Origin of the sequence: Serratia sp. JKS000199 (assembly GCF_900215455.1) — a bacterium.
Lineage (GTDB): Bacteria > Pseudomonadota > Gammaproteobacteria > Enterobacterales > Enterobacteriaceae > Serratia > Serratia ureilytica.
The window spans coordinates 218,047-243,745 of the sequence record NZ_LT907843.1 but is presented as its reverse complement, the minus strand read 5'-3'; the positions used below and the strand labels follow the sequence as shown (position 1 = coordinate 243,745).

The 25,699-nt window shown below is 50.0% G+C and carries 22 protein-coding genes, 1 tRNA gene and 2 pseudogenes; 7 read left to right on the top strand and 18 right to left on the bottom strand.

The genetic code is table 11. The features are described from left to right. Positions 1-76: 76 nt before the first annotated feature. Positions 77-856 carry an alpha/beta hydrolase gene (locus CPH57_RS01190; RefSeq protein WP_089196618.1) on the bottom strand — a complete coding sequence of 260 codons (780 nt, stop codon included), beginning with the start codon at positions 854-856 and terminating at the stop codon, positions 77-79. Positions 857-1,622: 766 nt separating this feature from the next. After that, positions 1,623-1,829 (bottom strand): annotated as a pseudogene (locus tag CPH57_RS24820) (winged helix-turn-helix domain-containing protein); the annotation flags it as partial. A gap of 991 nt (positions 1,830-2,820) precedes the next feature. On the opposite strand from CPH57_RS24820, the gene CPH57_RS01180 reads away from it, so the two are divergent. The 4 genes from CPH57_RS01180 to pqiC all read left to right on the top strand — a co-directional run bounded on the left by CPH57_RS01180 (position 2,821) and on the right by pqiC (position 7,320). After that, complete coding sequence (locus CPH57_RS01180) at positions 2,821-3,750, top strand: VirK/YbjX family protein (RefSeq protein WP_049243204.1); 930 nt, start codon at positions 2,821-2,823, stop codon at positions 3,748-3,750. A 159-nt stretch (positions 3,751-3,909) separates the two neighbouring features. Beyond that, a complete protein-coding gene (gene pqiA / locus CPH57_RS01175) occupies positions 3,910-5,133 on the top strand; it encodes a membrane integrity-associated transporter subunit PqiA (RefSeq protein WP_231922829.1) in 1,224 nt (407 codons plus the stop codon). Beyond that, positions 5,120-6,766 (top strand): intermembrane transport protein PqiB, encoded by a 1,647-nt coding sequence (gene pqiB / locus CPH57_RS01170; RefSeq protein ID WP_096241925.1) that lies wholly within the window; start codon positions 5,120-5,122, stop codon positions 6,764-6,766. Before pqiA ends, pqiB begins: the two co-directional genes overlap by 14 nt. Further along, positions 6,763-7,320 carry a membrane integrity-associated transporter subunit PqiC gene (pqiC, locus tag CPH57_RS01165; RefSeq protein ID WP_049243192.1) on the top strand — a complete coding sequence of 186 codons (558 nt, stop codon included), beginning with the start codon at positions 6,763-6,765 and terminating at the stop codon, positions 7,318-7,320. The genes pqiB and pqiC overlap by 4 nt, the downstream gene beginning before the upstream one ends. A gap of 322 nt (positions 7,321-7,642) precedes the next feature. Here the strand turns inward: pqiC and CPH57_RS01160 are convergent, their stop codons facing one another. The 5 genes from CPH57_RS01160 to CPH57_RS01140 all read right to left on the bottom strand — a co-directional run bounded on the left by CPH57_RS01160 (position 7,643) and on the right by CPH57_RS01140 (position 14,468). Further along, positions 7,643-8,284, bottom strand: coding sequence for a MarC family NAAT transporter (locus CPH57_RS01160; RefSeq protein WP_033645085.1), 642 nt, complete (start codon positions 8,282-8,284; stop codon positions 7,643-7,645). A gap of 53 nt (positions 8,285-8,337) precedes the next feature. Further along, entirely contained in the window at positions 8,338-11,391 is a 3,054-nt protein-coding gene (locus tag CPH57_RS01155) for an efflux RND transporter permease subunit (protein ID WP_049243196.1), read from the bottom strand. After that, the gene (locus CPH57_RS01150; protein ID WP_049243198.1) at positions 11,391-12,512 is read right to left on the bottom strand and encodes an efflux RND transporter periplasmic adaptor subunit; all 1,122 of its coding nucleotides are present in this window, start codon (positions 12,510-12,512) and stop codon (positions 11,391-11,393) included. The genes CPH57_RS01155 and CPH57_RS01150 overlap by 1 nt, the downstream gene beginning before the upstream one ends. 79 nt (positions 12,513-12,591) lie before the next feature. Beyond that, complete coding sequence (locus tag CPH57_RS01145) at positions 12,592-13,776, bottom strand: cell wall metabolism sensor histidine kinase WalK (protein WP_033645089.1); 1,185 nt, start codon at positions 13,774-13,776, stop codon at positions 12,592-12,594. After that, entirely contained in the window at positions 13,773-14,468 is a 696-nt protein-coding gene (locus CPH57_RS01140) for a response regulator transcription factor (protein WP_033645090.1), read from the bottom strand. Before CPH57_RS01140 ends, CPH57_RS01145 begins: the two co-directional genes overlap by 4 nt. A gap of 311 nt (positions 14,469-14,779) precedes the next feature. On the opposite strand from CPH57_RS01140, the gene CPH57_RS01135 reads away from it, so the two are divergent. Continuing rightward, positions 14,780-15,187 carry a helix-turn-helix domain-containing protein gene (locus tag CPH57_RS01135; protein WP_046897666.1) on the top strand — a complete coding sequence of 136 codons (408 nt, stop codon included), beginning with the start codon at positions 14,780-14,782 and terminating at the stop codon, positions 15,185-15,187. A gap of 742 nt (positions 15,188-15,929) precedes the next feature. Here the strand turns inward: CPH57_RS01135 and CPH57_RS01130 are convergent. From CPH57_RS01130 to CPH57_RS01105, 7 genes and pseudogenes are all read right to left on the bottom strand, one after another. Then, entirely contained in the window at positions 15,930-18,278 is a 2,349-nt protein-coding gene (locus CPH57_RS01130; RefSeq protein ID WP_096241924.1) for a primase-helicase zinc-binding domain-containing protein, read from the bottom strand. 10 nt (positions 18,279-18,288) lie between these two features. Further along, positions 18,289-18,624 carry a DUF5375 family protein gene (locus tag CPH57_RS01125; protein WP_016928971.1) on the bottom strand — a complete coding sequence of 112 codons (336 nt, stop codon included), beginning with the start codon at positions 18,622-18,624 and terminating at the stop codon, positions 18,289-18,291. Further along, positions 18,621-18,884: a hypothetical protein gene (locus CPH57_RS01120; protein ID WP_033635645.1), complete on the bottom strand. Its 264-nt coding sequence runs from the start codon at positions 18,882-18,884 to the stop codon at positions 18,621-18,623. The genes CPH57_RS01125 and CPH57_RS01120 overlap by 4 nt, the downstream gene beginning before the upstream one ends. After that, the gene (locus CPH57_RS24815; protein WP_241487063.1) at positions 18,881-19,072 is read right to left on the bottom strand and encodes a host cell division inhibitor Icd-like protein; all 192 of its coding nucleotides are present in this window, start codon (positions 19,070-19,072) and stop codon (positions 18,881-18,883) included. Before CPH57_RS24815 ends, CPH57_RS01120 begins: the two co-directional genes overlap by 4 nt. A gap of 24 nt (positions 19,073-19,096) precedes the next feature. Continuing rightward, a pseudogene (locus tag CPH57_RS24810) lies at positions 19,097-19,426 on the bottom strand (ash family protein); the annotation flags it as partial. A gap of 5 nt (positions 19,427-19,431) precedes the next feature. Next, positions 19,432-19,677 carry a hypothetical protein gene (locus CPH57_RS01110; RefSeq protein WP_096241922.1) on the bottom strand — a complete coding sequence of 82 codons (246 nt, stop codon included), beginning with the start codon at positions 19,675-19,677 and terminating at the stop codon, positions 19,432-19,434. Then, on the bottom strand, positions 19,674-19,937 hold the full coding sequence (locus tag CPH57_RS01105; RefSeq protein ID WP_049242633.1) for an AlpA family transcriptional regulator: 264 nt from the start codon (positions 19,935-19,937) through the stop codon (positions 19,674-19,676). Before CPH57_RS01105 ends, CPH57_RS01110 begins: the two co-directional genes overlap by 4 nt. Positions 19,938-20,457: 520 nt before the next feature. Between CPH57_RS01105 and CPH57_RS01100 the strand changes: the two genes are divergently transcribed. Next, entirely contained in the window at positions 20,458-21,183 is a 726-nt protein-coding gene (locus CPH57_RS01100) for an NAD-dependent aldehyde dehydrogenase (RefSeq protein WP_096242812.1), read from the top strand. Beyond that, positions 21,180-21,434: an ogr/Delta-like zinc finger family protein gene (locus CPH57_RS01095; RefSeq protein WP_046897662.1), complete on the top strand. Its 255-nt coding sequence runs from the start codon at positions 21,180-21,182 to the stop codon at positions 21,432-21,434. Before CPH57_RS01100 ends, CPH57_RS01095 begins: the two co-directional genes overlap by 4 nt. 320 nt (positions 21,435-21,754) lie before the next feature. Here the strand turns inward: CPH57_RS01095 and CPH57_RS01090 are convergent, their stop codons facing one another. The 4 genes from CPH57_RS01090 to CPH57_RS01075 all read right to left on the bottom strand — a co-directional run bounded on the left by CPH57_RS01090 (position 21,755) and on the right by CPH57_RS01075 (position 25,675). Continuing rightward, positions 21,755-22,762 (bottom strand): DNA-processing protein DprA, encoded by a 1,008-nt coding sequence (locus CPH57_RS01090; protein WP_096241921.1) that lies wholly within the window; start codon positions 22,760-22,762, stop codon positions 21,755-21,757. 97 nt (positions 22,763-22,859) lie between these two features. Continuing rightward, a complete protein-coding gene (locus CPH57_RS01085) occupies positions 22,860-24,194 on the bottom strand; it encodes an HAD hydrolase-like protein (protein ID WP_075201896.1) in 1,335 nt (444 codons plus the stop codon). 71 nt (positions 24,195-24,265) lie between these two features. Continuing rightward, positions 24,266-25,435, bottom strand: a complete 1,170-nt coding sequence (locus tag CPH57_RS01080; protein WP_049241376.1) for an integrase arm-type DNA-binding domain-containing protein — start codon at positions 25,433-25,435, stop codon at positions 24,266-24,268. Between the two features lie 164 nt (positions 25,436-25,599). After that, a tRNA-Thr gene (locus CPH57_RS01075) sits at positions 25,600-25,675 on the bottom strand. Between the last annotated feature and the right edge of the window lie 24 nt (positions 25,676-25,699).

Below are 25,699 nucleotides of genomic sequence, written 5' to 3'. Positions count from 1 at the left end.
GTTTCCCTGGTGAATGCCTGCAGACGATTAAAAGCAGCTCACTTGCAGGTGTTCAAAAAATGACTATATCACAACGCTAAAGCCCATCACGTTGAGTATTATGCGCCGCAATCGCATTCGCCATCAGTGCATAATCCTTGATGACCCCTTGGTGACGACGCCCTGAGCAGAAAATAAAATCACAGCGTTGCTCATCTTCGATCAGTTTTTTTGCCAGATGCCTGACTCGCAATTTGGGTGTTGCATTAATTCTGGTCACCCGCCCTCTTTCAGTTTCATTACTTTGCGGATGAACCTTTTCTTCATACTCGCCAATCATCAGGGTTATTTTATTAACGCTTTCAGCGATTGTTAACTTGCCATCAGGAAGCAACGCCCCATTCCCCCACCAGATCGATGGACTGGCCGCCAGATAATTTTGAAACGCGTCAGGATGGTTCAACAGCGTATAAAGTACAAAATGCCCGCCATGTGAATGACCTGCCAGCGTTTGTTTGTCTGTATTGATTGAGTAGCGTGACTCAACCCAGGGCTTAACGCATGCGGTGATAAACTGATAAAATGCCGGCGCTCCGCCACCGTCAATAAACTCTTTATCATCAGAGGGAACCGTATAGTCGCGGGTTCTTGCTTTTAGTATATCCACCCCATCCTGATAGCCGATGCCCACATAAAGAATATTGTCGTTGTTTCTACTCTGATGGCGTTCGGTCAGCTTGGAGAATTGAGTATTGGCATCGAGAAAGTAAAGCGCTTTTAAATCGCCATGCGCTTGCTTGTCATGAGCAATAAAAACCCTATAACGTTGACCATTAAAGTTAAAGTCCTTCGTTCTTGAAATCAAACATCCACACATAACAACCTCACTTTATAAATAAGCCAGTGATTTAACATTGGCGATAATGTCTTTTCCCAGATAAGAAAAGACGGTGAGGTTCAACCGTAGCAACGTATTATTCTGCTTACGACGCTTGCTGGTTGTGTGAATGATTAAACAAACACGTTTTTATTATACCTTGCAGCGCATTGCCACGTCGCGATAAGCAGAAATATCAACCGCAAGCGTTGCAGACGCCAGTGCTGCGTATTTTTACAAGGAAGGCAGTGAAACTTGAAATGGTGCCGATAATAGGAGCGAAACAAAGAAAGTAATCAACTGTTTTAAAACGATTTTTATAATCACAAAACAGAAGTCTATACATATACCTATACACAATAAAATGGTGCACAATACATAGAATAAATTATAAGCAATTAGCACTAGCCCAGCGCTCATCATATTAAAAAAAGATTTATAGGAAAACTGTTCACCCTATACACCTTTTGATTTTATCCTTTTATTTCAATGCATTGATGGGTGTATAGCTACCTTCTCGGTGTACACCTCTGTTCACCTACAGGGTGAACAGCCTGAATCACAGGCACAAAAAAACCGGCCTGAGCCGGTTTGGGGAGGACTTGTCGTTATGATATTGGCCATTCAGCAGCCGATAGGATGCCCTGGTGTTGCTGCATGTATTCGGGTCACTGCCACTATAGGCGGCGCGGCGATTGAGCGTCCAATGGGTTCGGCAGATCAATAACGGCCTATTGATCGGCCCGGCCGATCGACTTGCTCATTGTCACACTGCACCACACTTCGGCAGCCAGTCCGCCTCACATTCCTCACTCAATATCAGGTTGGTTTGTATTCCGTGCTTGGTGCGGCGTTTCAGCAACGTGTGTTCGTACTCTTTCAGCGTCTGCGGCACCGCCTAGCCGAACGCCGTCAGGTTCATCACTTGCTGATACCCCCTTGCAGCCGTAAACGACAGGTAGACGTGGTACAGGTTGCAATGCGATATACTACCGGTCACTGAATTACATCAGGTTTTTATTAACCGCCAGTATCACCGACGGGATATGGATCCACGTAGGCGGCCCGATATTTCAGCTCTATGATGAGCACATTTTCGTCAGTTAAGGCATCAATGCTCGCCCTTTATAATTCGCCCCCTAGACAGCATGAAAATAAGCAATTGAATTTTAAAAAATTACGCCAACTCATATTCTGCGTAAAAAACCAAGAAGACACTGAATAAAAATAGATGCCCCTCTTGTTTTACAAACATCTCTAGCGTACGAAAACATTTGCATAGAAACAGCGCGCTCTACACACATTAGAATAAAAAAGGTTTAATTTAATAATCACAATACATATCATTTCACCCCAGTTTCAGAACTGCCCCTCATATAAAACAGCGACCTATCCAAGATAAATTCCATATCGCCACACTTACTTATAAAATCATCTTGCCAATCTCTTTATTTTCACTTAATAATTAAAGTTCGATTCCATTATTAACAACCCGGGATATTACTAGCACCCTTCACTATAATAATCAGTCAACGGCACCGATTTCCGCAATCGAACCTCGTTAATTCATTAGGCAGCTTAACGATAAAATCGTTACCACCCTGAAAAAACATATCCCAACAGCCTCTACTTCACTCTAAAACGCATTATTATATTCTGATTTTAATAATATTCTGAGTGAGAAAGTTACCCCCCCCGGGGTTAATTATGTCAACAATGTTCAGAGCACTGTATTTCAAAGAGCAAACATCAATAGCCATACTTATGACGCCACATGAAGAAAAAAACATCAACACATTATAAAATGCACAACAATTACATGCCGTTAGCGTTAAAAACACCTTCTCCATCAAACCTTGATAAATAGCAGACAATAAATTAACAATCATCTATTAGAATGGCATAAAAACCGCCAATCAATAAACATGCAAAAGTCAAAGAATAGTGCTTGCAGGATATGAATCTTGAAAAAAAACATTATCTACGAATTACTCTCGGGACAGATTGTCCCAGGCCCTGTCTGGAGGAAGAAGAGCTTCCGTGCAAAGTTCTTACTTCGACTTATTTTATACTATTCACCGACTAAAAAGGCACTATCCATTTTAACTCAACAGAATGATTTAAAATCGATATTATATCATCAAAACACATTCCCTTGTAAAACGCACAGGCAATACCTGATGCGCAACCTTAATGCCAAACAACGCGCATCGGCTATTGTCAGCCATTACCGATATGTGTCTTCCCTCAACAACAAAATGCTGTCCAATGCGCTGATATCACAAGAAGAAACGATTTTGGCGGAATTCACCGGCAGAGAAGAGGCGCGTTTTACCATTTCTGCCTCTTGTGCGCACAAGGCAGAACGAGAAGGTGAGTCAACGCTATGGCTGCGTGGTGACAATAATGTGTTACTCGCCAGCGTGACCTTTTCGGCCGTGTCCGAAGGGGCTGAATGGCATTTCATCATTGGTGGTCTGCAAGGCCCTGGACGGCACGTACCGCACGAGACCATCAAAGAAGCTACGCGTGCTCTGTCGGGTATTTTCCCCAAACGTGTTTTGATGGAGTTTATCAGCCGCTTCGCTGAACTCACGGCGGTGCGCGCCATTTATGGCGTCAGTGATAATGGACACGTTTTTCGCTCATTGCGCTATCGACTGAGCAAAGGCCGGCATTTACATGCAAGTTACGACGATTTCTGGTCATTGATAGGCGGGATAAAACAAAATGCCTGGTGCTGGCAACTGCCCTTGACGTTTGAAAGAAAATCTTTGGAGCATATTCCCAGCAAAAAACGCGCGGAGTATCGCCGACGTTTTCAAATCATAGATGATATTGCAGAGCAAGTTCGCACGCTTAATACGACTAACCTCTGCGCGAAAATTGCATAATAAAACTATCATGAACATTCTTGGGACAGTTTTTTGAGTCAAATACCCCGTACGTTGCCCCCCAATTACAGGGAAAACCAGTTGCCATCCTTCAGTCGGCCAGCACTACTGCACATCGACGCGTCGTCACAGAATAAGACGCTCTGCCCGCAGTGCGACATGCTGGTGGCGCTGCCGCCGCTGGCCTATGGCAGCAAAGCGGTATGCCCGCGCTGCAAAACCACGCTCACTACCCGCTGGGACGAGCCGCGCAAGCGGCCGATCGGTTACGCGCTCAGCGCCTTGTTCATGCTGGTGCTGGCCAACATTTTCCCGTTTATCAACATGCGCGTTGCCGGCCTCGGCAACGAAATCCGACTGATCCAAATCCCGGAAGTCATGGTGGCGGAAGACTACGCCAGCATGGCCACGCTGTTTATGATGTTCGTGCAGCTGATCCCGGCGTTCTGCATGGTGGCGATCGTTCTGCTGTGCGCCAAAGTGCGCTTGCCGCTGGGGCTCAAAGCGTGGATGGCCCGGGTGCTGTTCCAGTTCAAGACCTGGTGCATGGTGGAGATTTTCCTCGCCGGTGTGCTGGTCAGCTTCGTCAAGCTGATGGCCTACGGCGACATCGGCATCGGCAGCAGCTTCGTGCCCTATTGCCTGTTCTGCCTGCTGCAGGTGCGCGCTTTCCAGTGCGTGGACAGGCGTTGGCTGTGGCAGGACATCGAACCGGCGCCGCGCCTCGACCGCCCGCTGACGGCGGGGCGTACCGGCATGCGCCAGGGCGTGCGCTCCTGCGCGTGCTGCACGGCGATCCTGCCGGCCAACCAGGTGCGCTGCCCACGTTGCCACACCCCCGGCTATGTGCGCCGCCGCCACAGCCTGCAGTGGACGCTGGCGCTGCTGGTGACCTCTGTCATGCTGTATATACCGGCCAACCTGATGCCGATCATGGTGACCGAGGCGCTGGGGAACAAGATGAATTCCACCATCATGGCAGGGGTGATCCTGCTGTGGGGGGACGGTTCTTACCCGGTGGCGATGGTGATTTTCATCGCCAGTATCATGGTGCCGTCGCTGAAAATGCTGGCGATCGGTTGGCTGTGCTGGGATGCCAACGGCAGGAAGAAACCGCGTGCCGACAGCGAGCGGATGCACCTGATTTATGAAGTGGTCGAGTTCGTTGGTCGCTGGTCAATGATCGACGTATTTGTGATCGCCGTATTGTCGGCGCTGGTGCGAATGGGGCAGTTGATGAGCATTTATCCTGCGACGGGCGCCGTGCTGTTCGCGCTGGTGGTGATCCTCACCATGTTCGCCGCCATGACATTTGATCCCCGGCTGACCTGGGATCGCGCAAGTGAAACAATCAACAAGGAGCCGCAAGGTGACGGAAAATAATCATAGCGTCGCAGACGTTGAGAAGATCAAACGCTGGTCGCCGGTGTGGATCATTCCCATCGTGACCGCGCTGATCGGCGCCTGGATCCTGTTTTACCACTTCAGCCATCAGGGGCCGGTGGTGACGCTGGTCACCACGACGGCGGAAGGGCTGGAAGCGGGTAAAACCAAAATCAAAAGCCGCAGCGTGGACGTCGGCGTGGTGGAAACCGTCACGCTGAGCGACGATCTGAGCAAGGTGATGGTACAGGCGCGCCTCAATTCCGGCATGGAGAAATTGCTGCGTCAGGACTCCGCCTTTTGGGTGGTGAAGCCGCAGATCGGCCGTGAAGGCGTCTCCGGGCTGGGCACGCTGCTGTCTGGCGCTTATATCGAACTGCAGCCGGGCAGCAAGGGCAAAGACGGGAAAGACAACTATCAGCTGCTCGATGCGCCGCCGCTGGCCTCTCCGGACGCCAAAGGGCTGCGCATCGTACTGGACAGCGAGAAATCGGGCCAGCTCAATGCCGGCGATCCGGTGCTGTTCCGCGGCTACCGCGTCGGGTCGGTGGAGACCAGCTACTTCGATCCGAAAGCGCGCGCCATGCGCTATCAGCTGTTCATCACCGCACCTTACGATCAGTTGGTCACCACCAACGTGCGCTTCTGGAAAGACAGCGGCGTGGCGTTTGACATGTCGGCGCAGGGCATGCGGGTGGAGATGGGCTCGTTGACCACGCTGTTCAGCGGCGGCGTCAGTTTCGACGTGCCGGACGGTTGGGATCGTGGCGAACAGGCTAAAGAGAAGGCGGAGTACCAGCTGTTCGACAACCAGAGCAGCACGCAGGATTCGCTGTATACCGTGCATAAGGACTACCTGCTGTTCTTCTCCGATTCGGTACGCGGCCTGCAGCCGGGCGCGCCGGTCGAGTTCCGCGGCATCCGTCTGGGTACGGTGGCGCAGGTGCCGTTCTATAAAGAGGGCATGGCGCAGCGTCTGGATAACGATTACCGCATTCCGGTGCTGATCCGCATTGAGCCGGATCGGCTTCATAAACAGCTGGGGGACAATGTCGATATTGAAGGGCACCTGAAAGACGCGGAATCGCGTGGCTTACGCGCCTCGATGAAGTCCGCCAACCTGCTGACCGGTTCGCTGTATATCGATCTCGACTTCTATCCGCAGGAGAAACCGTGGAAAGGGCCGCGCGAGCTGTTCGGTTATCCGCTGATGCCGACCACCAGCGGCGGTCTGGCGCAGATCCAGCAGAAACTGATGCAGACGTTGGATAAGATTAATTCGATGCCGATCAATCCGATGATCAACGAAGCGACCAAGACGCTGGCGGAAAGTCAGAAAACCATGAAGTCGACGCAGCAGACCATGAAGTCGCTGAACGACATCATCGCCAGCAAAGAGATGCAGGCGCTGCCGCAGGACATGCAGAAAACGCTGCTGGAGCTGAACCGCAGCATGAAAGGGTTCCAGCCTGGTTCACCGGCTTACAACAAGATGGTGGGCGATATGCAGCGCCTCGACCAGGTGTTGCGTGAGCTGCAACCGGTGCTGCGCACCCTGAATGAGAAGAGCAACGCGCTGGTGTTTGAAGCCGCCGGCAGCACTGACCCTCAGCCGAAGAAGGCCACGAAATGATGAAATGGATCCCGGTAGCCCTGGCGTTGTTGCTCAGCGCCTGCAGCAGTTCGCCACAGAAGACCTACTACCAGTTGCCGGCGCTGGGTGCGCCGGCCGTTGCCAGCAGCAGCGGCGCTTCCACGCGCCAGCTGTGGCTGGAGCATGTGAGCGTGGCGGATTATCTGGCGCAGAGCGGCGTGGTGTATCAAACCAACGACGTGCAGTATGTAATAGCCCAGAACAACCTGTGGGCCAGCCCGCTCGACCAGCAGCTGCAGCAAACGCTGGTCACCAACCTGAGCAGCGCGCTGCCAGGTTGGGTGGTCTCTTCGCAGCCGATGAGCAGCGATCAGGATGTGCTGAACGTCACCATCAGCGGCTTCCACGGCCGTTTTGACGGCAAGGCGATCATTCGCGGCGAGTGGGTGCTGAATCGCCAGGGGCGCCTGATCAAACGGCCTTTCAGCCTGGAATTGAAACAGGGTGAAGACGGCTATGATGCCCTGGTGCGCACCCTGGCGCAGGGATGGCAGCAGGAAGCCCAGGCTATCGCCAAGGTGTTGTCCCCCTAAAATGGCAATCAACAGCCATAATGCACCGGTGACGGCTTATGGTGATGGGATCAGATTCGGGATTAGGCCTGTTGACGACGCACCAGAATAAAAGAAAAAGTAAAAAAAGTTCCCATCTTACTTGGGAACTTTTTGATAAAAAATAACAGCATGACGACAGTCATTACCGCTGGCGCTCACAGCGTTGTCCATGCAGAAAAAAACGTTATGGCAGCCAAGAGCATCAGAGCATTATCAGAACTGATATAGATATAAGGTTTTAGATATTATTCTCGTCTGATATGCGCAACCTCATGCATATCAGACACTGAAGCGTTCACGTTTATTGTATTGTGACGAGTTCAACGACGCCATTTATAACAAACTGAACCCCCATACAGACCAGCAGGAATCCCATCACTCGGGAAATAGCATCGATTCCAGATGTTCCTACAAGCTTCATAACACCCAGTGACGCCCGCAGAGATACCCATAAAATCAGAGAAATGGCTATCGCAATCAGGGGGGGCGCGGTGTAGGCGACCCACAAATCCAGATGCGATGTTTCAGCGCTGAATGTCGACGCGGCACTGATCAACATAGCAATGGTACCCGGGCCTGCCGTACTGGGCATTGCCAAGGGGATAAATGCTATATTTTTGGTTTTTCCCTTCTCGCCGTTTTGAGGCTTATTCACATCCTGCGGAAACAGCATGTTAAACCCAATAAAGGCAACGATCATTCCACCTGCAATTCGTAATCCCGGAATGGATATGCCAAAGGTATTAATAACAGCCTTACCGGCATACCATGCAACCATCATAATCACAAAGACATAGAAAGCCGCCATAGCTGACTGCTTCTTTTTTTCTTGTTCAGACATGTCGCCTGAAAGCCCAAGAAAAAGAGCCACAGTGGTCAATGGGTTTACCAGCGGCAGTAATAAAACCAACCCTAGCCCAATAAGTTTAAATAACTCAAACATCTTTCCACCTCCTTTTAAAGCGTCCCCCCGGAGCTATCTCCGGGAGGTAAGTTCTATCGAGATTTCTCCCATTGCAGAACGGCGCTGATGGCAGCCGGCAATACCGTCAGGGTAAATAGGGTGGCAACGAATAGCCCACCAATAATGGCATAGGCCATAGGCCCCCAAAATACCTGATGCGCGATAGGTATCATCCCTAATATTGCTGCACAAGCCGTCAAGAGTATCGGTCTGGAACGATGCAGTGACGCCTCGACGATCGCCTCAGTATTATCCGCACCTTGCGCCCTGTTTATTTCCACTTCTTCAATAAGGATCACGGCATTGCGGATAATCATCCCCGCCAACGCAATCACGCCAAGAATCGCGACAAACCCCATTGGCGTTCCGGTGGGTAACATGGCGGCGACAACGCCAATCAAACCGAAGGGGGCAATCAACAGCGCCAGCATCATGCGTGAGAAACTACGCAACTGCACCATCAGCAAGATCAGCATCACCAATAAGGTCACTGGCAGAACGGCGAATACTGAACGGTTGCCTTTCATGGCTTCAATGACGCTTCCCCCCTCGGTAATGTGATATCCCGGTGGCAGACTTTTGCGTAATTCATCGACAACAGGCGCCAAACTCTTGGATACGCCGGACGCATTCAGCCCTGGCGCAATATCCGTTTGCACCGTAATGAAAGGCTCTCGTTGCCGCCGCCACTGAATAGGCTCAGCCAACGTATAACCTATCGTTGCGATCTGCTTTAATGGCACAACGCGCCCATCGGCCGTCGTTAATTGCAAATCCGCGACGGTTTCAATGTCTCTCCGCGTATTTTCCGAAGCCCGCAGTACCACGTTAACCTGGCGGTTTCTGTCCCTGATCGTCGTTACAGCGGACCCCGAATACATTTCAGCAAGAGCGCTTGCGACATCCTGAGAGCTTAATCCCAAGGCCCTCGTTTCCGTCTGATTAAGCGTTATATAGAGTTCTCGTTGCGGTTCTCCCGCAGTAAGGTTGACCTCTCTTGTCTGCGGGTTGTCACCCAATTTCCCCGCCAACTCCATGGATATCTCACGGATTTTGGTCAGATCCGGGCCGGAAACGCGATATTTCAACGGCCAACCTACCGGGGGCCCCAGCTCCAACGGCGAAGCACGCGTAACAAGATGGCCGAAATCTTTTTGCAGAATTTTTTCAAGCCTGGACTTCACGGCGTCACGCTCTTCAAGTCCCTTGGTGACCACGACCAATTGAGCGATATTTTCGTTATCAAGCAACAGGTCCATCGGTAAATAAAACCGCACGGCACCCGATCCAACGTACGTCGTAAAATGATCAATATCGGGATCCTTCTTGAGGATTTCCTCCAAGCGAATGGCTTCCCTCGCCGTATCTTCCTGCACGGCATTTCTCGGCAGAGTCAGACTGACGAGTAACTCCGGCCTGTCAGAAGCGGGAAAGAACTCTTCTTCCATGTGCGAGGATCCGATAAAAGCAATGGCCAGCAACAGAACCGCCACGATGCCGGTCATCCCTCGGCGCTTAAGGATATATCGCAATGCACTTTCGTACTTTTGCATGACTTTACCTTTACCATGGGCGTGTTCCTTCATCACCTTAGGTAAAAGCCACACGCCTATCAGCGGTGAAAAAAGTACGGCAACAATCCAGGAGTTGATGAGTGAGATCAGCACCACCATGAACAGAGAATAACAGTACTCCCCCGCACTCGATGTTGCGAAACCGACCGGGATAAAACCGGCGATCATGACCAATGTGCCGGTCAGCATCGGGAAAGCCGTCGTCGTCCAGGCTTTTGTCGCCGCCTTTTTGACTGGGTCTCCTTTCTCAAGACGCGACATCATGATCTCTACAGTGATCATGGCATCATCGACCAGTAACCCCAGCGCAATAATTAATGCGCCAAGGGAAATACGCTGTATGCCTATACCGGCAATTTCCATGCCGATAAACGTCATGGCCAGCACCAGCGGAATGGATGCTGCAACCACTAACCCGGCACGAGTGCCTAATGACAAGAAAGACACAGCCAACACAATGACAACCGCCTCAAGGAGCACTTTCATAAAGCTCCCCACCGCGTCATGCACCACCGTCGACTGATCGGCCACTTTCAGCACGTTGATACCTGCAGGCAAGCGGCTGGAGATATCATCCATCTTTTCGTTAAGCGCTTTGCCGAAATCCAGCATATTGCCGGTCGGGGCCATGGAGATGGCCAGGCCAATCGCCGACTCCCCGTTAACTCTGAAGGCCGGCGTCGGCGGATCGACCGCCTCGCGAGAGATGGTCGCAATATCCGTCAGAGGAACGAATTTATCCTGAATATGCAGTGTCAGCTGTTTGAGGCTTTCTTCCGATGCGAAAGCGCCGCTGACCCTCAACATGACTTTATCTTTGTCGGTTCTGATTTCTCCCGCCGGAGTCACGGCATTTTGCGCGCTGATGGCGCTCTTGATTTGGTCGAGCGTCAGCCCCATGCCCGCAATTTTCTGCGGTGAGAATGATAAGATGACCTGCTCTTCTTTCACGCCCAGCAGGTTCACTTTCCCAACATCCGGTAGCGTTAAGACGTCCGTGCGAACTTTATCAACCAGATCGCGCAGTTCACGCTCGCTGAATCCTTCACGCGTAAAGCCATAGATGGTGCCGTAGGTATCATCAAATTCATCGTTGACGGCAGGTGAACTGACGCCGGCAGGAAGCTGAGGGGAAACGTCCTTTATTTTTTTCCTGACCGTATACCACAGTTCTTTCACTTTCTCCGGCGGCGTATTATCACGCAGATAGATAAAAATAACCGACTCGCCGGGCCGGCTATAACTCTCCAAATAATCAAGGTAAGGAACTTCCTGAAGTTTCTTCTCCAACGGATCGGTCACGAAATTGACGGTATCCTCCACAGAGGCCCCAGGCCAACTCGCGGAAACCACCGCCGTTTTAATGGTAAACGCCGGATCCTCGTTGCGCGGCAAGTTGTAATAGCTCATCACCCCGGCAATGGTGATAACCAACATAAAAAAGGCAACCAGTTGCTGATTGGCAAGCGCCCAGGCAGACAGGTTAAACTTCTCGGGTTCAGAGGCATTCATCAGAATTTATCCTCCAAACTCACTTTCTCCCCAGGCCGTAACTTGCTCACGCCAGCGATCACCACCTTGTCGCCAGGTTTGAGGCCATCAGCAATAAACACGTCCTCGGAGCTATAGCGAGTAACGTTAACTTTGCGCAATGCCAAGGTTAATGTATCCGGTTGAACGATTAAAACGGCAGGATCCGCGCCATCACGGGTCATCGCAGACGCCGGCAGAACAAACGCAGCCTGCCCCGGGATCACGATACTTCCCTGCACCGTCGCACCCAAAGCCATTTTCTCTGGAGGGTTCGGCAGCGAGACTCTGACTCGCCAGGTCCGCGTCTGCTTATCCGCCTGTGGATTCACATCTCGGATCACGCCCTCAGTCACGACGGAAGGATCGGAAAGCAGCGCAATCTTGACTTTATTATCGGAAAGATTGCTGTACAAAATTGCTTCTGGAACGTCAAATACGGCATCTACTCCCTGATTGAGTGAGAGCGTAACGACCCCCTGCCCTGCGCTGACAGTTTGTCCAGGATTCAGCTTAACCGAAGTCACTACGCCATCTGCAGGCGCAACCAGACGGGTGTAACCCAACTGCTCCTGAGCGATTTTCAAATTCGATTGAGCAGAGACGCGTCTTGCCGCTGCGACTTCAAGGTTGACCCTCGCTTCATCAACCTGAGCCTGCGCGATAGCACCGGTTTTGATCAATGATTGCAGCCTCCTGAAATTGAGCGCAGCCAAGCGCTCTGAAGAAACGGCACCGGCCAGTTCAGCCTGCGCACTGCGCACCTGATTCTCGTTATTTCTGGGCTCCAACGTCGCGATCGTTTGCCCCGCCTTTAATTTGTCCCCCACATCGACCGGCCGGCTGAGGATCCGGCCGTCAATGCGAAACGAGAGCTGAGATTCCTCATGGGGGCGAATTTCTCCGGTATGCTTTATCAAAACTCCGCCAACCGGATTATCGACGACAAGCGTTCGTACGGAACGTGTAGGCACCTCCTGTGTCTTTGCTTTATCATCACATCCCGCCAAAAAAACGAACAGGGGAATAATAAACAGTTTCCAATATTGAAATAGAAACACACTCTTGACCGTACTTATTAACCTGAACAAACCTACTGACATAAGACATTCTCCTGATAGTCTGTCGAAGAATTAAACCTTTTTTATGTGTAGATTTAGTCCATGTTTTTTCAAGGAATCATCAAGACTCTATTTTCATTGGAAGAATTAGTTGAAATAGCATCCCACCGTCAGGATGATTCTGAGCACTGAGACTGCCGTCGTGTTCGCGGCTTATCGCCATGGCGATAGAAAGACCTAGCCCACTTCCCCCCAGATTTCTCGACCGCGAGCTCTCCTCCCGGGAAAAACGTTCGAACATCAAGGGCAAAAAGGCTTCACTGACACCCGGCCCATAATCGCGAAAACCGACGATAGCCTCATTATTAAAATGATTAACGGTGATTGTCAGTTTCTTGCCGGAATGCGCGTAGCGCATTGCATTTTTTATGAGAATCGTAACAACTTGCCCAATTCGGAACGGATCGGCGTAGACGAATACAGGAGCAGGACATTCAAATTCAATCGTGAAGTTTCCCTGAGAAGCTTCAGCCTTTAACCATTGCAAACGCTCCTGAATCAAATCGCACAGATTCACATGGTATTTTTCTAATGATAATGCCCCGGCTTGCGACAATGACAGCGTTTGAAGATCATCAATAAGGCGATTTAGGCTATTCAAGGGCTGCATAACCAGATCTAACTGATTCTTGTCCGGCTCAAAAACCCCATCCATAATGCCCTGAAGGCGTGCAATTGAAGCCGTTAACGGCGAGCGTAATTCATGCGCCATAGCGATATGAGAAGCACGCAACTCCCCTTCATAATAAGTCAGTTTTTTGGTCATCTCATTGAAATCGTGTGTTAGAGTAAGAAGTTCTTCCGGCGCTTTCTCTTCTAATTTTGCTTGCACAGAGAAATCCCCCTCGGCGACTTTTCTCGCGGCAGTGACCAAATAGGAAAATTGCTTCGCCAATGGCCGCGACATATAGAGCCCCAGTAAGACCATGAGAGGTATAGCGACAACAACCAAAATAGCCAGCATAATCCAATCCCCCGACGTGATCGACGGATTAGCAAAGTCAATGCCATACCAATAGTGAAAAAGGCTATAAAACCTGTACAAATCTTCATTGGGATTATTAAGCAAGTGCAGGAATTCCTTTCGGACATCCGCCGGCATTTCATGATATAAAACCCAGGTGCTATAAATGGCATAGCGCAACCACATACAGAGTGCAATAATAACAATCACCCCGACAGATTGAGAAATTACCCTCACGCAAATCCACTTCCAAAGCGAAACTCTTTTGCTTTTCTTATTCATTTATTCCAATACCTGTAGCCCATCGCTCTAACGGTAAGCAGTACATCATCTACCCCTACCGAGTTGAGCTTTTTGCGCAAATTATAAATATGCGTATCGACAACCCGCTCAAATGCATCACTTTCCGGCAAACACATATTTAACAATGTTTGGCGGGAAAACGCTCTTTTAGGCGCACGCATTAGCACAGATAACAGCAAGAACTCAGTCGGTGTGAGATCAACTGCAATTTTAATGTTTTCGGCGGGGCAAACGTGAACCAACATCGCCTCTTCATCAAGTTGTACCGGGCCACAAATAATAAGTTCGGATTTTATATTTAATGCAGTCGCTCTTCTCAGCACGGCATGAACCCGAGCAACAACCTCGCCCGGGTTGTAAGGTTTCACGATGTAATCATCAACGCCGTGCCTCAACGAGGAGATCTTATCCTGAATCTCGCCGATTGCCGTCACCATGATGACAGGCACATCACTCTTTCTACGCACACGTGCCAATATTTCATTGCCATTTATTCCCGGCAGCATGACGTCTAATAAAACCAAATCAGGTTGCCAGGAAAAAACCATCTCAAGCCCTTTAACACCATCCCCTACCTTAGCAACGGCAAAGCACTCTCTTTTTAGATAAGCTTCCAGGACTTCTGCAGCATGCATATCGTCCTCGATGATTAAAATTCTTTTTTCTTCCATATATTAACCTGCTATTCAGTCACGCTAACCAAGTAAAAACAATATAATAAAGTTTAGCACTTTTTTATTTAAAGAATAAACAAAAAACGACGATAGTACATATCGGGCGATTAAAAATAAAGTCAGCATGACTTCATTCAAAATCAGCCCGACAAAAAAGCGAGGCAATAACATTGAAATTCAAATAGTTACCTACGGAGTAGCATTAACCTGAAAATAAAAAAAACAGAAATTGATAACATCTTGACAAAGTTAAGCAATAATCGAGATTTCAATAACGCCAACAGGTGAAGATATCGGGAGTCGATGCAATGGAAATGAGCAAAATTGAACAGTCTAGAATATTTATTAATAGCGTTATCAATCTGTTGGAAATGCATCTCAAGCAACCGGTAAACATCATCAACCTGATTGATAAAACTGGATATTCCAGATGGTATGTTCAACGTAAGTTCTGCGCTTTGGCCGGTATATCGATGAAGTCTTATATCAGGTCAAGAAAAATGACAGAGGCGGCGAAAATGATTTTATCTACAGACAGGAAGATCATAGACATTGCACTTGAATATGGTTATCTGGAACAGCAGGCTTTCTGTCGCATCTTTAAAAACCACTATGGCGTTTCCCCTACGATGTTTCGCAAAATGAATAAGCCACGTGAGGACATTTGGATATCGGCTAAAACAGTGCTTGTAAAATTTACAAACAATGGGAAATAAAATCGAGGACGTAACGAAGTTACAATATGTTGTCAGCGATGAAGAAAAATAGGATGTGATTAATCAGCGCATGTTTGTGATGAGAAATTCAATGGCCTATTATTATTTTAGCCAATTCATTAGCCAAAAACGCTCAGTAAGACAACATCCTTTATTTTTGAACGAATAAATTTTCCATAATTATACAATCAACGACGTTCTTCTATCGTTCGCCATACAGCGTATGATAGGGGCTATACCCTGGTTTTATATCAAACGCGCATCTATGGCTCGGCACAACGTATATCCATCATTGACGCATACGTGCATAAAATCCCCAGCGAAAAGAAATTCATACGCACTTATATTCGCTTAGCTCCAATTTTAGCTTCAGCTCTCTTAATTACATTATGATTTTACTGGGTTTGAGAAGGGATAGGAGCATTGTTCACCTTATACACCTTTTAGTTCTCTCCTTTTCTTTCAATGCATTGATAGGTGTGCTGTTCCCATTTCAGTACGCACCACTACCCACCTACTGAGTGAATAGTCTGAATCGCAGACACAAAAAAACCGGCCTGAGCCGGTTTGGGGAGCGCTTGTCGTTATGATATTGGCCGTTCAGCGGCCGATAGGATGCCCTGGTGTTGCTGCATGTGTTTGGGTCAATTCCACTATAGGCGGCGTGGCGATTGAGCGTCCAATGGGTTCGGCAGATCAATAATGGCCTATTGATCGGCTCGGCCGATCGACCCGCTCATCGTCACACCGCCCCGCACTTAGGCAGCCAGTCCGCTTCGCACTCGTCACTCAATATCAGGTTGGTCTGTATTCCCTGCTTGGTGCGGCGTTTGAGCAGCGTATGCTCATACTCTTTCAGCGTTTGCGGCACTGCCTGGCCGAACGCCGTCAGGTTCATCACGTGCTGATAACCCCGTGCCGCCATAAACGACAGGTAGGCGTGATACAGGTAGCGGCGCGGATTCGGCGGGGTGATGTTAGCATTGCCGATCATCATCCCTTCCGGGGTGCCCAGCACCGTCAAGTAACCACAAAAATCAACCAGCGGATCGGCATGCCGTTTGATTTCCAGGGCTTCCGCCGAACTCTGCTGCGCCTGAAGCAGTACGCGGGCGTCATTCGGGTTGGCGAAGCGCTGCATCAGGTGACGCACGATAACCGCCAGCTCTTCGGTGATCTTCGCCAGCAGCAGCAGGTCGCGCTCCTCGGGGGCGATAGCCTCCGGGAACGGCAGAATAACGCGACGGCGCGAGATGCCGCCGCTGCGGTCACTGAACTGCATCGGGTTGTTGTTCACCGCCAAAATCACCGCCGGAATGTGCGCCGCGTAGGCGTCGCGATATTTCGGGTCGATGGCGACCGCATCGCCGCCGGTGATGGCCTTGATACCCGCCCCGTCACCACTCCACTTCTCCTGGTCAGGCAGGATAATCAGCGAGTAGCCGACCACGCTGGCCCGCTCGCGCGCCGACTCCAAGTTGTCGATGGTGGCGGAGGTGGTGTTGTCCGCCCCAGCCAACAGTCGGGCGATGGCCGCCATTACGCTCTTGCCGCTACCGCCGGGGCCGGTTACTTCAAGAAACAGCTGCCAGTCGTAGCGGTTGGCCAGCACCATAAAGAGTGCCGCGAGGATACGCTCCTGCTTGTCGTGATTGCCCCCGGCGGCTCGCGTCAGCCACTGCCAGAAGTGCGGCGCATGGTCGGCCAGGTTCTCCCCGGCGCGCGGCGGGGTGTAGTCCACGCTGTTGACGGTGCGCAGCCAGTGTTCTTGCCGGTGGGCGCCGAACTGCCCGCTGACGGTATCAAAGACGCCGTTACGAAAGCCTATCAACCGGCGGGCCGGGTCGCCCATCTGCGGCACCATCAGCTTGAGGGTGTCCAGGATGCTGTTGATACCGGAGGCGGAGAACGGCGCGCGAACCTTCTGGAACAGCGCGGCAATCTCCCGGCTCAGTTGCCGGTGCGGCAGCACCTGCCAGGCGCCACGCGTATAGCGGCACAGCTCTTCCCCCACCGGCGGCACCGCCAGGGTGTTGCCGTAGTGTTCGGCCAGCAGCTCAGCTTTCTCGCTGGCGCTCATGGCTTTGAGGTCTGCATCGCTCAGCGTGTCGAACGGGCTGGGCTGCGGCGGCTGGCTGAACGCCTGGAGCTGGGTGCGCGTGGACTCAGCGCCCTGCTGACAGTAGACGTCGTTCCAGTCGCCTTCCGTGGGCGGCAACGCCGGGATACCGCCGGTGCGTGTGGCCGCCTCGGCGGCGCGGGTCTGCCCGGTGCCGCTGCGGTCATTATCAGCCGCCAGCAGCAGCCGTGCATCCGGGTAGTGGCTGCGCAGTTGCTGCGCCACGGCCGCCAGGTTGTTGGCGCTGAGCGCCACGCACACCGTTTCACCGGTCAGGCGGTGCACGGTGAGGCCGGTGGCGTAGCCTTCAGTGAGCCAGATAACCGCGTTGTCCGGGCCGCAGAGGGTGTGGCAGGCGGCTTTCACCTGCCCGCCCGCCAGCATGCGCTTGTCCCCGCTGGCGTTAATCAGCTGCACGTTGACCACCTCGCCCCCGGCATTGTGCAGCGGCAGCAGCAGGTCGCCGGGCTGGAAGGTGATACCGCCGACACGCAACGTCTGGCCCTGTAAGGTCAGGGTTTCTGCCTCCGGCCAGCCTTTGGCGCTCAGATAGGCGTTGCCGGTTTTGCACTGAGCGGCAGCCACCAGAGCCTGTGCCTGTCGCGCGGCCTTGCGTTGAGACTCGGCCTTGTCTTGCCCGTCGTCCTTCTGTGAGGCATGGCCGGTCTCAGCAGCCGGTGGCAGAGCGTTGGTGTTTTCTCCCATCACGGCAGCCACCTGTTCGGCAGCGGCCCGGGCAGACAGTGACAAGGCTTTTTCCACCAGGCTGAGGCCGTCACCGGCCCCGCACTGATTGCAGAACCAGGTGCCGCGCCCCTCCTGGTTGTCGAAGCGGAAGCGGTCTTTGCCGCCGCAGGTCGGACACGGTTGTGGCTTGCCGTTCGGCTGCAAGGCGATACCGAGAGCCGGGAGTATCACCGGCCAGTGGCCGGTGGCGGTGCGTACGGTCTGGGAAACGAAGTGGGCGCTCATGCTCTTCTCCTCAGTGTACGGTGGCGTGCTGTGCCGCAGACAAGCGCTCGCAGCACAGCTCGTCCATCATCTTTTGCCCCAGCGCCGTCAGGCGCGGCGCGGCCACCAGAACGTCCGGCTGCACCATGTCGCTCAGCATGGTGCACGCCATGTCCATGCCGTCCTCTGCGCCGTACTGACGCACAAAGTGCCCTTCCAGGCGCAGGGCAATCGTCATCTGCAGCTCGTCCAGCGTGTACCCGAGGCTCACCCGGTAAAAGGCGCAGGTATCCAGATAGGCTTGCGCCACGGCGCGGCGGAAAACGGCGGTACGGACTTCAATCGGTAAACAGGATGCAGTGTTCATGCGGCGGTGGCCTCCATGCGGGCAAGGATTTGGGATTCACAGGTGTTGACGACGTGGCCGAGCTGGTCAGTCAGCAGGGCAATAACCGAGGCAAACGATGCCTGTTGCACGGCATCGGGGCGATGTCCGCCGAGGTCGAGGGTGTCCAGCAGGTCGAGGAACAGCACGCCAGTGGCGTGCGCATGCTGAAGACGCAGAAAATCGGCGTGCGGGATAGGGTAATGGGTGTCGCGGTAATAGCGGTCGGCCAGGGTGTTCATGCCACCGCCTTAACCGGCAGACGACCGGCAAAGGACAACACGTAATCACGGGCCAGCAGGCGGCGGGCGTTGTGCTCAGAATCCGCCACGGTGCGCACCATACGCGGTGAAGCCGTCAGCGCAGACCGGCGCACGGCCGCAAACAAATAGCAGAATGTAGGGTGAGTCGGGGTGAGGGTCGTAGCCATAACGGCAGCCTCCAAGGTTAGCGAATTACCGCTACCACCGAAGTTCTCACGCAAGGGTGGTAGCCCAGACGGGGGTGAGAAACCGGCAACCTTGGAAACCGGCCAGCACAAAGGCTGCCCCGCCTGAGCCACCATTGATTGACTGCTGCGGTAGCATAACATGCACCGCGCAAAAAATGAGCGCACTAAGGCTGTGACATAAAAAAACACGCGTGGCGCGTGTTCATTTGTCGCCAAGATTAAACTCGGGTTCTCACGCCCGGCTGCCGATTTTGCGACAGCGGGAGGACTATAGCGCAGGGCCGGACGTGGGGGCAAGCCGTAAGACGCCCCCGGACGTTCAATCGATCGCATAGTGATCAACAGTCGGTCAATTGGTCGTTGCGGGTATCGGCAGCCGCGCAGGTCAGCGGCACCGGCCCGGCACTGAACAGGCGCGGCTCGGCCTGGCGACTCGCCAGACGAATAACGCCGTGCTTTTCGCTGCGGTGCTCCGGCAAAACGACGCCAGGCTCTTTACGCTGCAATAGGATAGCTTCCGCCACAAACAGCGCGTCGCGCTCATCAAGGGTGAAATGCTGGCGACCCAAGGTTAATCGCATCATGCGGCGGCCCCCTGGTGACGGTTGGCGATACGTTCGTCCATCCACTGCTCGACCTCGGAGGCCAGCCAGGCGACGTTTTTACCGCCGAGAGAGACCTGAGCCGGGAACTGCCGGCGGCTCATCATCTCGTACACGGTGGAGCGGGACAGGCCGGTGGTGTAGAGCACTTCCGGCAGGCGGATAAAGCGTTCGCGCGGGGTGTAACCGCCAGGAATAACCGGCGACGGGGTGGATGGAGTGGGGGTGGAAACGGTCAACATAAAACGCTACCTCTTTGTGTCCGGCCAACGCTGGCCGGGACTGTGTGAACTTCGGTAGCGCCCTATTATGTGAATATTTACCGGGGTGGCAACAAGGCGTTGTTGTGTGGCTCATTAAGAAATGGTCATAAAAACAACAAATTATAATAGCTCAGCAATCCTCACCCTTCCTCAACATTGCCCCATAATTTTCAACAATGAATTCACTGCTAATAAATAGGTAAAAACAGACTAACCATCGCTAGCCAGGGAAAAGGGCGTTTTGGGCTGGGTGAACAGTGGTGAACACTGGGTGAAGAGTTTAGCGAGAACTGTTCACCCACTTATCTACTGATTTATCTCTATTTTTTATTTAGGTGAACAGTAGTGAATAGTTTTAGGTAAAACTAAAAATAGCTTGATGGTTTTGTCATCAGTGCTCAGGGCTGTTGTCCTGGGGACAGTCCAACCGGGATGAATGGCGATGTTGTACGGCGGTCAGCAGAACAGCTTCACATTGACTGACACCGGAGACATGACCATGAGCACCACCGCCTTACCGAAATACATCACCGATAAACTGCAAGCCCTGCGTTACGCTCGCGCCGCCCACGACAAAAACTATCAGGCATTGACCGACGTCGTAACCGGCATTGCTCGCTGCCACCAACAGAAGAAAGACACCGAAGTGCAGAGCCAGGAGGCAGAAAGCCAGTGGCGCACCCTGTTTCGCAAACTGCACGGAGAAATGACGCCGGAACTGCAAGCGCAACACCACAGCCGGATTTCCAAGCGGGAGCTGGCGAAAGAGTTCGACGGCCTGATTGAGGAGATGGAGCTGGACAAAATGCAGCTTCACCTCAACTGCGGCGGCACAGCCCCGAAGGTGGTGAGCGCGCACAAAGACGCCCTCACGACCTTTGCAGCTCATGCGATGCATCAGGCCGTGGATGCGCTGAGCAAGGCGCTTATCAGCCCTGACGTTATCAAGGCTTACGCACTGGCTTCACAGGCTTACGGCGTCTATGCGGACAATCCGATGAGGATGATTGAGCAACAGGTACTGGGAACGCTAAAAGGCCGTATTCACATTGCCATGGCAGAGCAAAATATCGATCACCCAGTGCTGAATGAGATTGGCCTGACGATACAGGAAGAAACCGGCGTATTGCGGGAGCGACAAAGATGCCTGATGCGCCAGATGCAATGGGTAACAGAATTAGTGGAAAAACGTCAACGCATGCAGCAGAAAGGGGCACAATCATGATGCGCTGCCCGCTGTGCACCCATGCGTCCTATACACGCACCAGTCGCTATATCACGGATCGCACGAAAGAGGCGTATTACCAATGTCAAAGCCTGACCTGTTCTTGCACATTCAAGACGGTGGAAAGCGTCGATAAAATCCTGTGCCAGCCGATACAAGCGCAACCGGTCGATGAGAACGCCTTGCCACCGCCGGAGAAACGGACGTTGAACCGCTATCGCCGTTATAACAGCAATCCTACCCTGCACTAAGCATTCTCCGCCCCGCCGCTCTCGACAGCACCGCGGGGCATTCCCCTTCCGCCTCGCCCAAAACAGCCTTTTTCCTGGCTAGCCAGCCTCAAATTGCGCGTGCATGCATAGGGTGCATGATTTTGCATGCAAGAAAATGCACTTTTCATCCCCGCCAGCACCAGTACTGGCGCGGCCTGCGGCCGTTCATGCAACTGCATGAAAAGCGACACATGAAGTGCGCAGGCGAGGCGGGGGAAGTATTGCGCGCCAGCGTCGATAAGATAGAAAAATAGATCTGCCTGGTCATCACCGCGTCTAAGTACGAAAGCGCGTTATATTTAAAAATCCAAATCTATATTTCTATTAATCGTGTTATTGCTACTTTTCAAATCTTTCAACAACTCGAGCAACTTGGCGTTGATAATTTCATACTGGTTACTGTCGTGCAGTGGCAATAACATACTTTGATCATATTTGTTAAGTCGTAGTATTTTTTTTATGGCATCGTGACTTGAGGTTAACAAAGCCATATTACCGCTAGCTTTTGGTTCGCAATTTTTGATATCTGTTTTTGACTGGCCCGCAACAATCAACGGACGATTCAATAAAAGTGAAGCTCTTGATGCATGTAAACTACCACCTAAAACCCCTGTTTGAATCAATACCACCCCTGACGAAACTGCTGCTTGTATAGCATCTCGATCTACAAAATTAGATTTTCCGACAAATGAGTTGTAAGGATATTCAGATATTAACAACCCACCACTACCCACAATTCTTTTAGCAAGTTCTTTATTTTTTGCAGGGTAAACTTTCTCAAGCCCATGAGCTAATACTGCAATCGTTTTTCCACCACTATCGATACAAGTGGTGTGTGCGATGCTATCAATCCCTAGTGCTAATCCACTAACTATCGACCAGCCTTTGCTAACAAACCATTCCGTAACTCTCTTGGCAATTACCACGCCATGCTCTGTAGGCTCCCTGGTTCCAATCACAGTCAAATTATTGTTTTTAAGACAACTTATATCACCACTGCAAAATAATATAGGAGCAGCATGACTGGCATTTTTTAAATTTAAAGGATAACAATCATCAAAAAATGATATTATAAAATGACCTTTATCATGCGCAATATCACTCTGCAGCCTGGCTGAATTCATAGCCTGAACAATATCCAAACGACTATAAGAATCTTTCTTATTTAGAGAAAACCTTAATATATCTTCAATAGAAAGATCGGAGAAATCCTTAATTGCATGAAGAGATGATATTGTTTTTTCACCAATACCCTTTAAATATTTTATCGCTAAAAGCTTTTCAGTATCAGGTGATACAGTTTTCATTCTGCACCTTTAAAATAAACAAAAACTGCAAACATTATAAATGATCCACAATAATAAATAAAGCGCCTGTTATAAAACCAACATGCGCTTTGTATTTTTAATCTATGCTCTTAGTATTTTTACATTTCGGGGTGTCAAAAAATCCTGTACAACCCAAAAAATGCTGTCCAGATTTTTTATTACGCATAACACGCATTAATTTCCCACAATTATCACAAACATGCATATCTTCACTAATGCTAACCGTTTTGGCCAACGATATTGATAACACCCTTTCAGGATTCATCGCTTCTAGTAATGATTGAGCACCTTTTAAAGTTGAACCTGTAGTTATTACATCATCGATTATTAATATCTTTGATGCTTGAATCATACTTTCATATTTAGAATTAAAGTGAAGATTATCTTTTATTTCATTAGCCCTTTCATCACGCCCCATTGTTTTTAGACTCTTAGCATCTTCCGAAAAATAGAATAAGTCAGAAATATATTGAGTATGGTGACTTTTAGAATTTCGGCTCATTCGATTTAGAAGGTTCTCTAATCGTCTGTTTTTACCTTTCTTGGCTGGTATGACAGTAACAATATCAAAAACAGAGTCATCTTCAAAAAAATATGCAGGAGTTTTGTCTACGAAATAAGAAAGAAGATCAACCCAATACTCAGGAACGACATATTTTGGCTCAAGCTCCTTTTTATAGATCTCTTTCGAAAGGGTATGATTCTCATGAATTTTTGCAGTAAGTGTATTTTTTTGACTAAAGTAACGCCCTAAACAAAGGAAATTAATTTCACTTTTCTTGACCGCTCCTATATTCCCATCCTTATCCATGGGAATGAAAAACAGCCATTTCTTATCAATATCAAATGAATTAAAATTAGCACATCTATCTGCAATCAAATCAATATGGTTAAAATTATCAACTTCCTCACTGAGGCATCTAGTACTAATCATTGCAGCAGGCATTTGCCCTATAAAATCTTTAGATGCCCACGCAGGGGTAATAGGCTTTACTCCAGCCGCATAGGATGCATTAATGTCTTTGGCATCGTCACCAATAAATAGAATGTTATTTTTATTTGTTAGATTCAAATTATTCAGCGCTAAATTTATACCTTGTGGCGATGGTTTAACTCCTCCAGGGCCGACTTCGTTATAAGTAATAATTGTACTAAAATAATGTTCAATCCCATGATGATTAAGCACATCTAATGCATACTGCCGAGGAGAGTTTGTTACAACGGCCATCAAGATATTTGAATCTTTGAAAGACTCCAAAACTACTTTTGTTTTAGGGTATAATTTTGTTGTACTCAATTCATCCTGTGTAAGTCTTTTATCCTTAGCCCCCTCTCTATATTCTTTCAAAGAATTGGTATTTACCAGTGTGTTATCCAGATCAAACAGTACTGCCTCAATTGAATTGTTCATAAGCTTCTCTTGATGTATAGATTTGCTGCGATAAAATTAATTAACTAAGTATTATAAAAGCAACATATAGCCTAAGAGTTAAATATATAATCGGAATACCATGCCAGCATATCTTTGCGCATTGACAGATATACTGCATGGTTGTAAGTGCCCCGAATAGTGTTTTTATCCACATGAGCCAATTGAATTTCAATCCACGAACTGTTGAAGCCCTGCTCATGTAGGATAGTCGACATTGTGTGTCTAAATCCATGTCCAGTGAGCCTCCCTCCATAACCGATCCTTTTGATAACTTGATTGATACTTGCTTCACTCATGGGTTTATTAGGATCATTTCGCCCAGGAAAAACATAGCGATAATGCCCTGTCATATTTTTTAGCTCGTGCAACAAATCTAACGCTTGTGGGGACAATGGTACAAGATGTGGTTTGCGCATTTTCATCCTTTCGACCGGAATTTCCCAAAAAGCGTTATCTAGATCAAACTCTGACCACAATGCAGCACGTAATTCGATGGTCCTCACACCCGTAATCATCAGTAATTTGGTAGCAATCTGGACGAGTCTGCTACCAGTGTAACGATTCAAAGCTCGCAGAAAATCGGGTATTTCATTAGCTTTTAGGAACGGGAAGTGATTGGATTGATGTACTTCGAGAGCACTGGATAGATCTGCCGCAGGATTAAACTCAGCTCTTCCGGTGGCTATAGCATAGCGAAAAACTTCCGAACAGCGCTGCCGCACTTTGCGCATTTTCTCTAAAGCGCCACGTTTCTCAATTTTACGCAGTACGTTTAACAGCTCTAACGGTTTAATCTCTCCTACTGGTCTTGTACCCACATAAGGAAAAATGTCGTTCTTAAACGCTTCCATGATATCTGAGGCATATCCTGCCGACCATTTGGCAGACTTAAGCTGGTGCCACTCTCTGGCTATCTTTTCGAAAGAGTTCTCTGACTCTGTTTGCAGAGCTAGCTTTTGCTCTTTTCGAACCTCACTAGGATTCTTTCCTTCTGCCACAAGTTTTCGAGCTTCATCACGGCGAGAACGAGCATCTGCTAATGTGATCGTTGGGTAGACGCCAAGCGAGATCATTTTGGGTTTACCGGCATAGCGATAGCGGAACCTCCAGCTCTTGCTTCCATTAGGTTCTATAAGCAATGACAGCCCTTGCCCATCTCCAAGTGTATAGGCTTTAGCTTCAGGCTTAGCGCGGCGAATCTGCATATCGTTTAAAGGCATGTGTATAGAAATCCAAGACCGAACAGGAACATATACACAATCCTATACATATTAGATACCGGATTCCACTGGAACATTACGGACTAATACGGATTAAAAAATCAAAAATATCTTTATAAAACAGAGTGATTATGGATGAATACGGACATTACAGGAAGAGGGGATGGTGCCGATAATAGGAGTCGAACCTACGACCTTCGCATTACGAATGCGCTGCTCTACCAACTGAGCTATATCGGCATCGAGCCGGGCCTGCGGGGCAAG

Coding starts and splice junctions, on each gene's coding strand:
- CPH57_RS01190 (WP_089196618.1), bottom strand. CDS start 856: ATGTGTGGATGTTTGATTTCAAGAACGAAGGACTTTAACTTTAATGGT.
- pqiA (WP_231922829.1), top strand. CDS start 3,910: ATGCTGGTGGCGCTGCCGCCGCTGGCCTATGGCAGCAAAGCGGTATGC.
- pqiC (WP_049243192.1), top strand. CDS start 6,763: ATGATGAAATGGATCCCGGTAGCCCTGGCGTTGTTGCTCAGCGCCTGC.
- CPH57_RS01160 (WP_033645085.1), bottom strand. CDS start 8,284: ATGTTTGAGTTATTTAAACTTATTGGGCTAGGGTTGGTTTTATTACTG.
- CPH57_RS01155 (WP_049243196.1), bottom strand. CDS start 11,391: ATGAATGCCTCTGAACCCGAGAAGTTTAACCTGTCTGCCTGGGCGCTT.
- CPH57_RS01150 (WP_049243198.1), bottom strand. CDS start 12,512: ATGTCAGTAGGTTTGTTCAGGTTAATAAGTACGGTCAAGAGTGTGTTT.
- CPH57_RS01145 (WP_033645089.1), bottom strand. CDS start 13,776: ATGAATAAGAAAAGCAAAAGAGTTTCGCTTTGGAAGTGGATTTGCGTG.
- CPH57_RS01140 (WP_033645090.1), bottom strand. CDS start 14,468: ATGGAAGAAAAAAGAATTTTAATCATCGAGGACGATATGCATGCTGCA.
- CPH57_RS01135 (WP_046897666.1), top strand. CDS start 14,780: ATGGAAATGAGCAAAATTGAACAGTCTAGAATATTTATTAATAGCGTT.
- CPH57_RS01130 (WP_096241924.1), bottom strand. CDS start 18,278: ATGAGCGCCCACTTCGTTTCCCAGACCGTACGCACCGCCACCGGCCAC.
- CPH57_RS01125 (WP_016928971.1), bottom strand. CDS start 18,624: ATGAACACTGCATCCTGTTTACCGATTGAAGTCCGTACCGCCGTTTTC.
- CPH57_RS01120 (WP_033635645.1), bottom strand. CDS start 18,884: ATGAACACCCTGGCCGACCGCTATTACCGCGACACCCATTACCCTATC.
- CPH57_RS24815 (WP_241487063.1), bottom strand. CDS start 19,072: ATGGCTACGACCCTCACCCCGACTCACCCTACATTCTGCTATTTGTTT.
- CPH57_RS01110 (WP_096241922.1), bottom strand. CDS start 19,677: ATGATGCGATTAACCTTGGGTCGCCAGCATTTCACCCTTGATGAGCGC.
- CPH57_RS01105 (WP_049242633.1), bottom strand. CDS start 19,937: ATGTTGACCGTTTCCACCCCCACTCCATCCACCCCGTCGCCGGTTATT.
- CPH57_RS01100 (WP_096242812.1), top strand. CDS start 20,458: ATGAGCACCACCGCCTTACCGAAATACATCACCGATAAACTGCAAGCC.
- CPH57_RS01095 (WP_046897662.1), top strand. CDS start 21,180: ATGATGCGCTGCCCGCTGTGCACCCATGCGTCCTATACACGCACCAGT.
- CPH57_RS01090 (WP_096241921.1), bottom strand. CDS start 22,762: ATGAAAACTGTATCACCTGATACTGAAAAGCTTTTAGCGATAAAATAT.
- CPH57_RS01085 (WP_075201896.1), bottom strand. CDS start 24,194: ATGAACAATTCAATTGAGGCAGTACTGTTTGATCTGGATAACACACTG.
- CPH57_RS01080 (WP_049241376.1), bottom strand. CDS start 25,435: ATGCCTTTAAACGATATGCAGATTCGCCGCGCTAAGCCTGAAGCTAAA.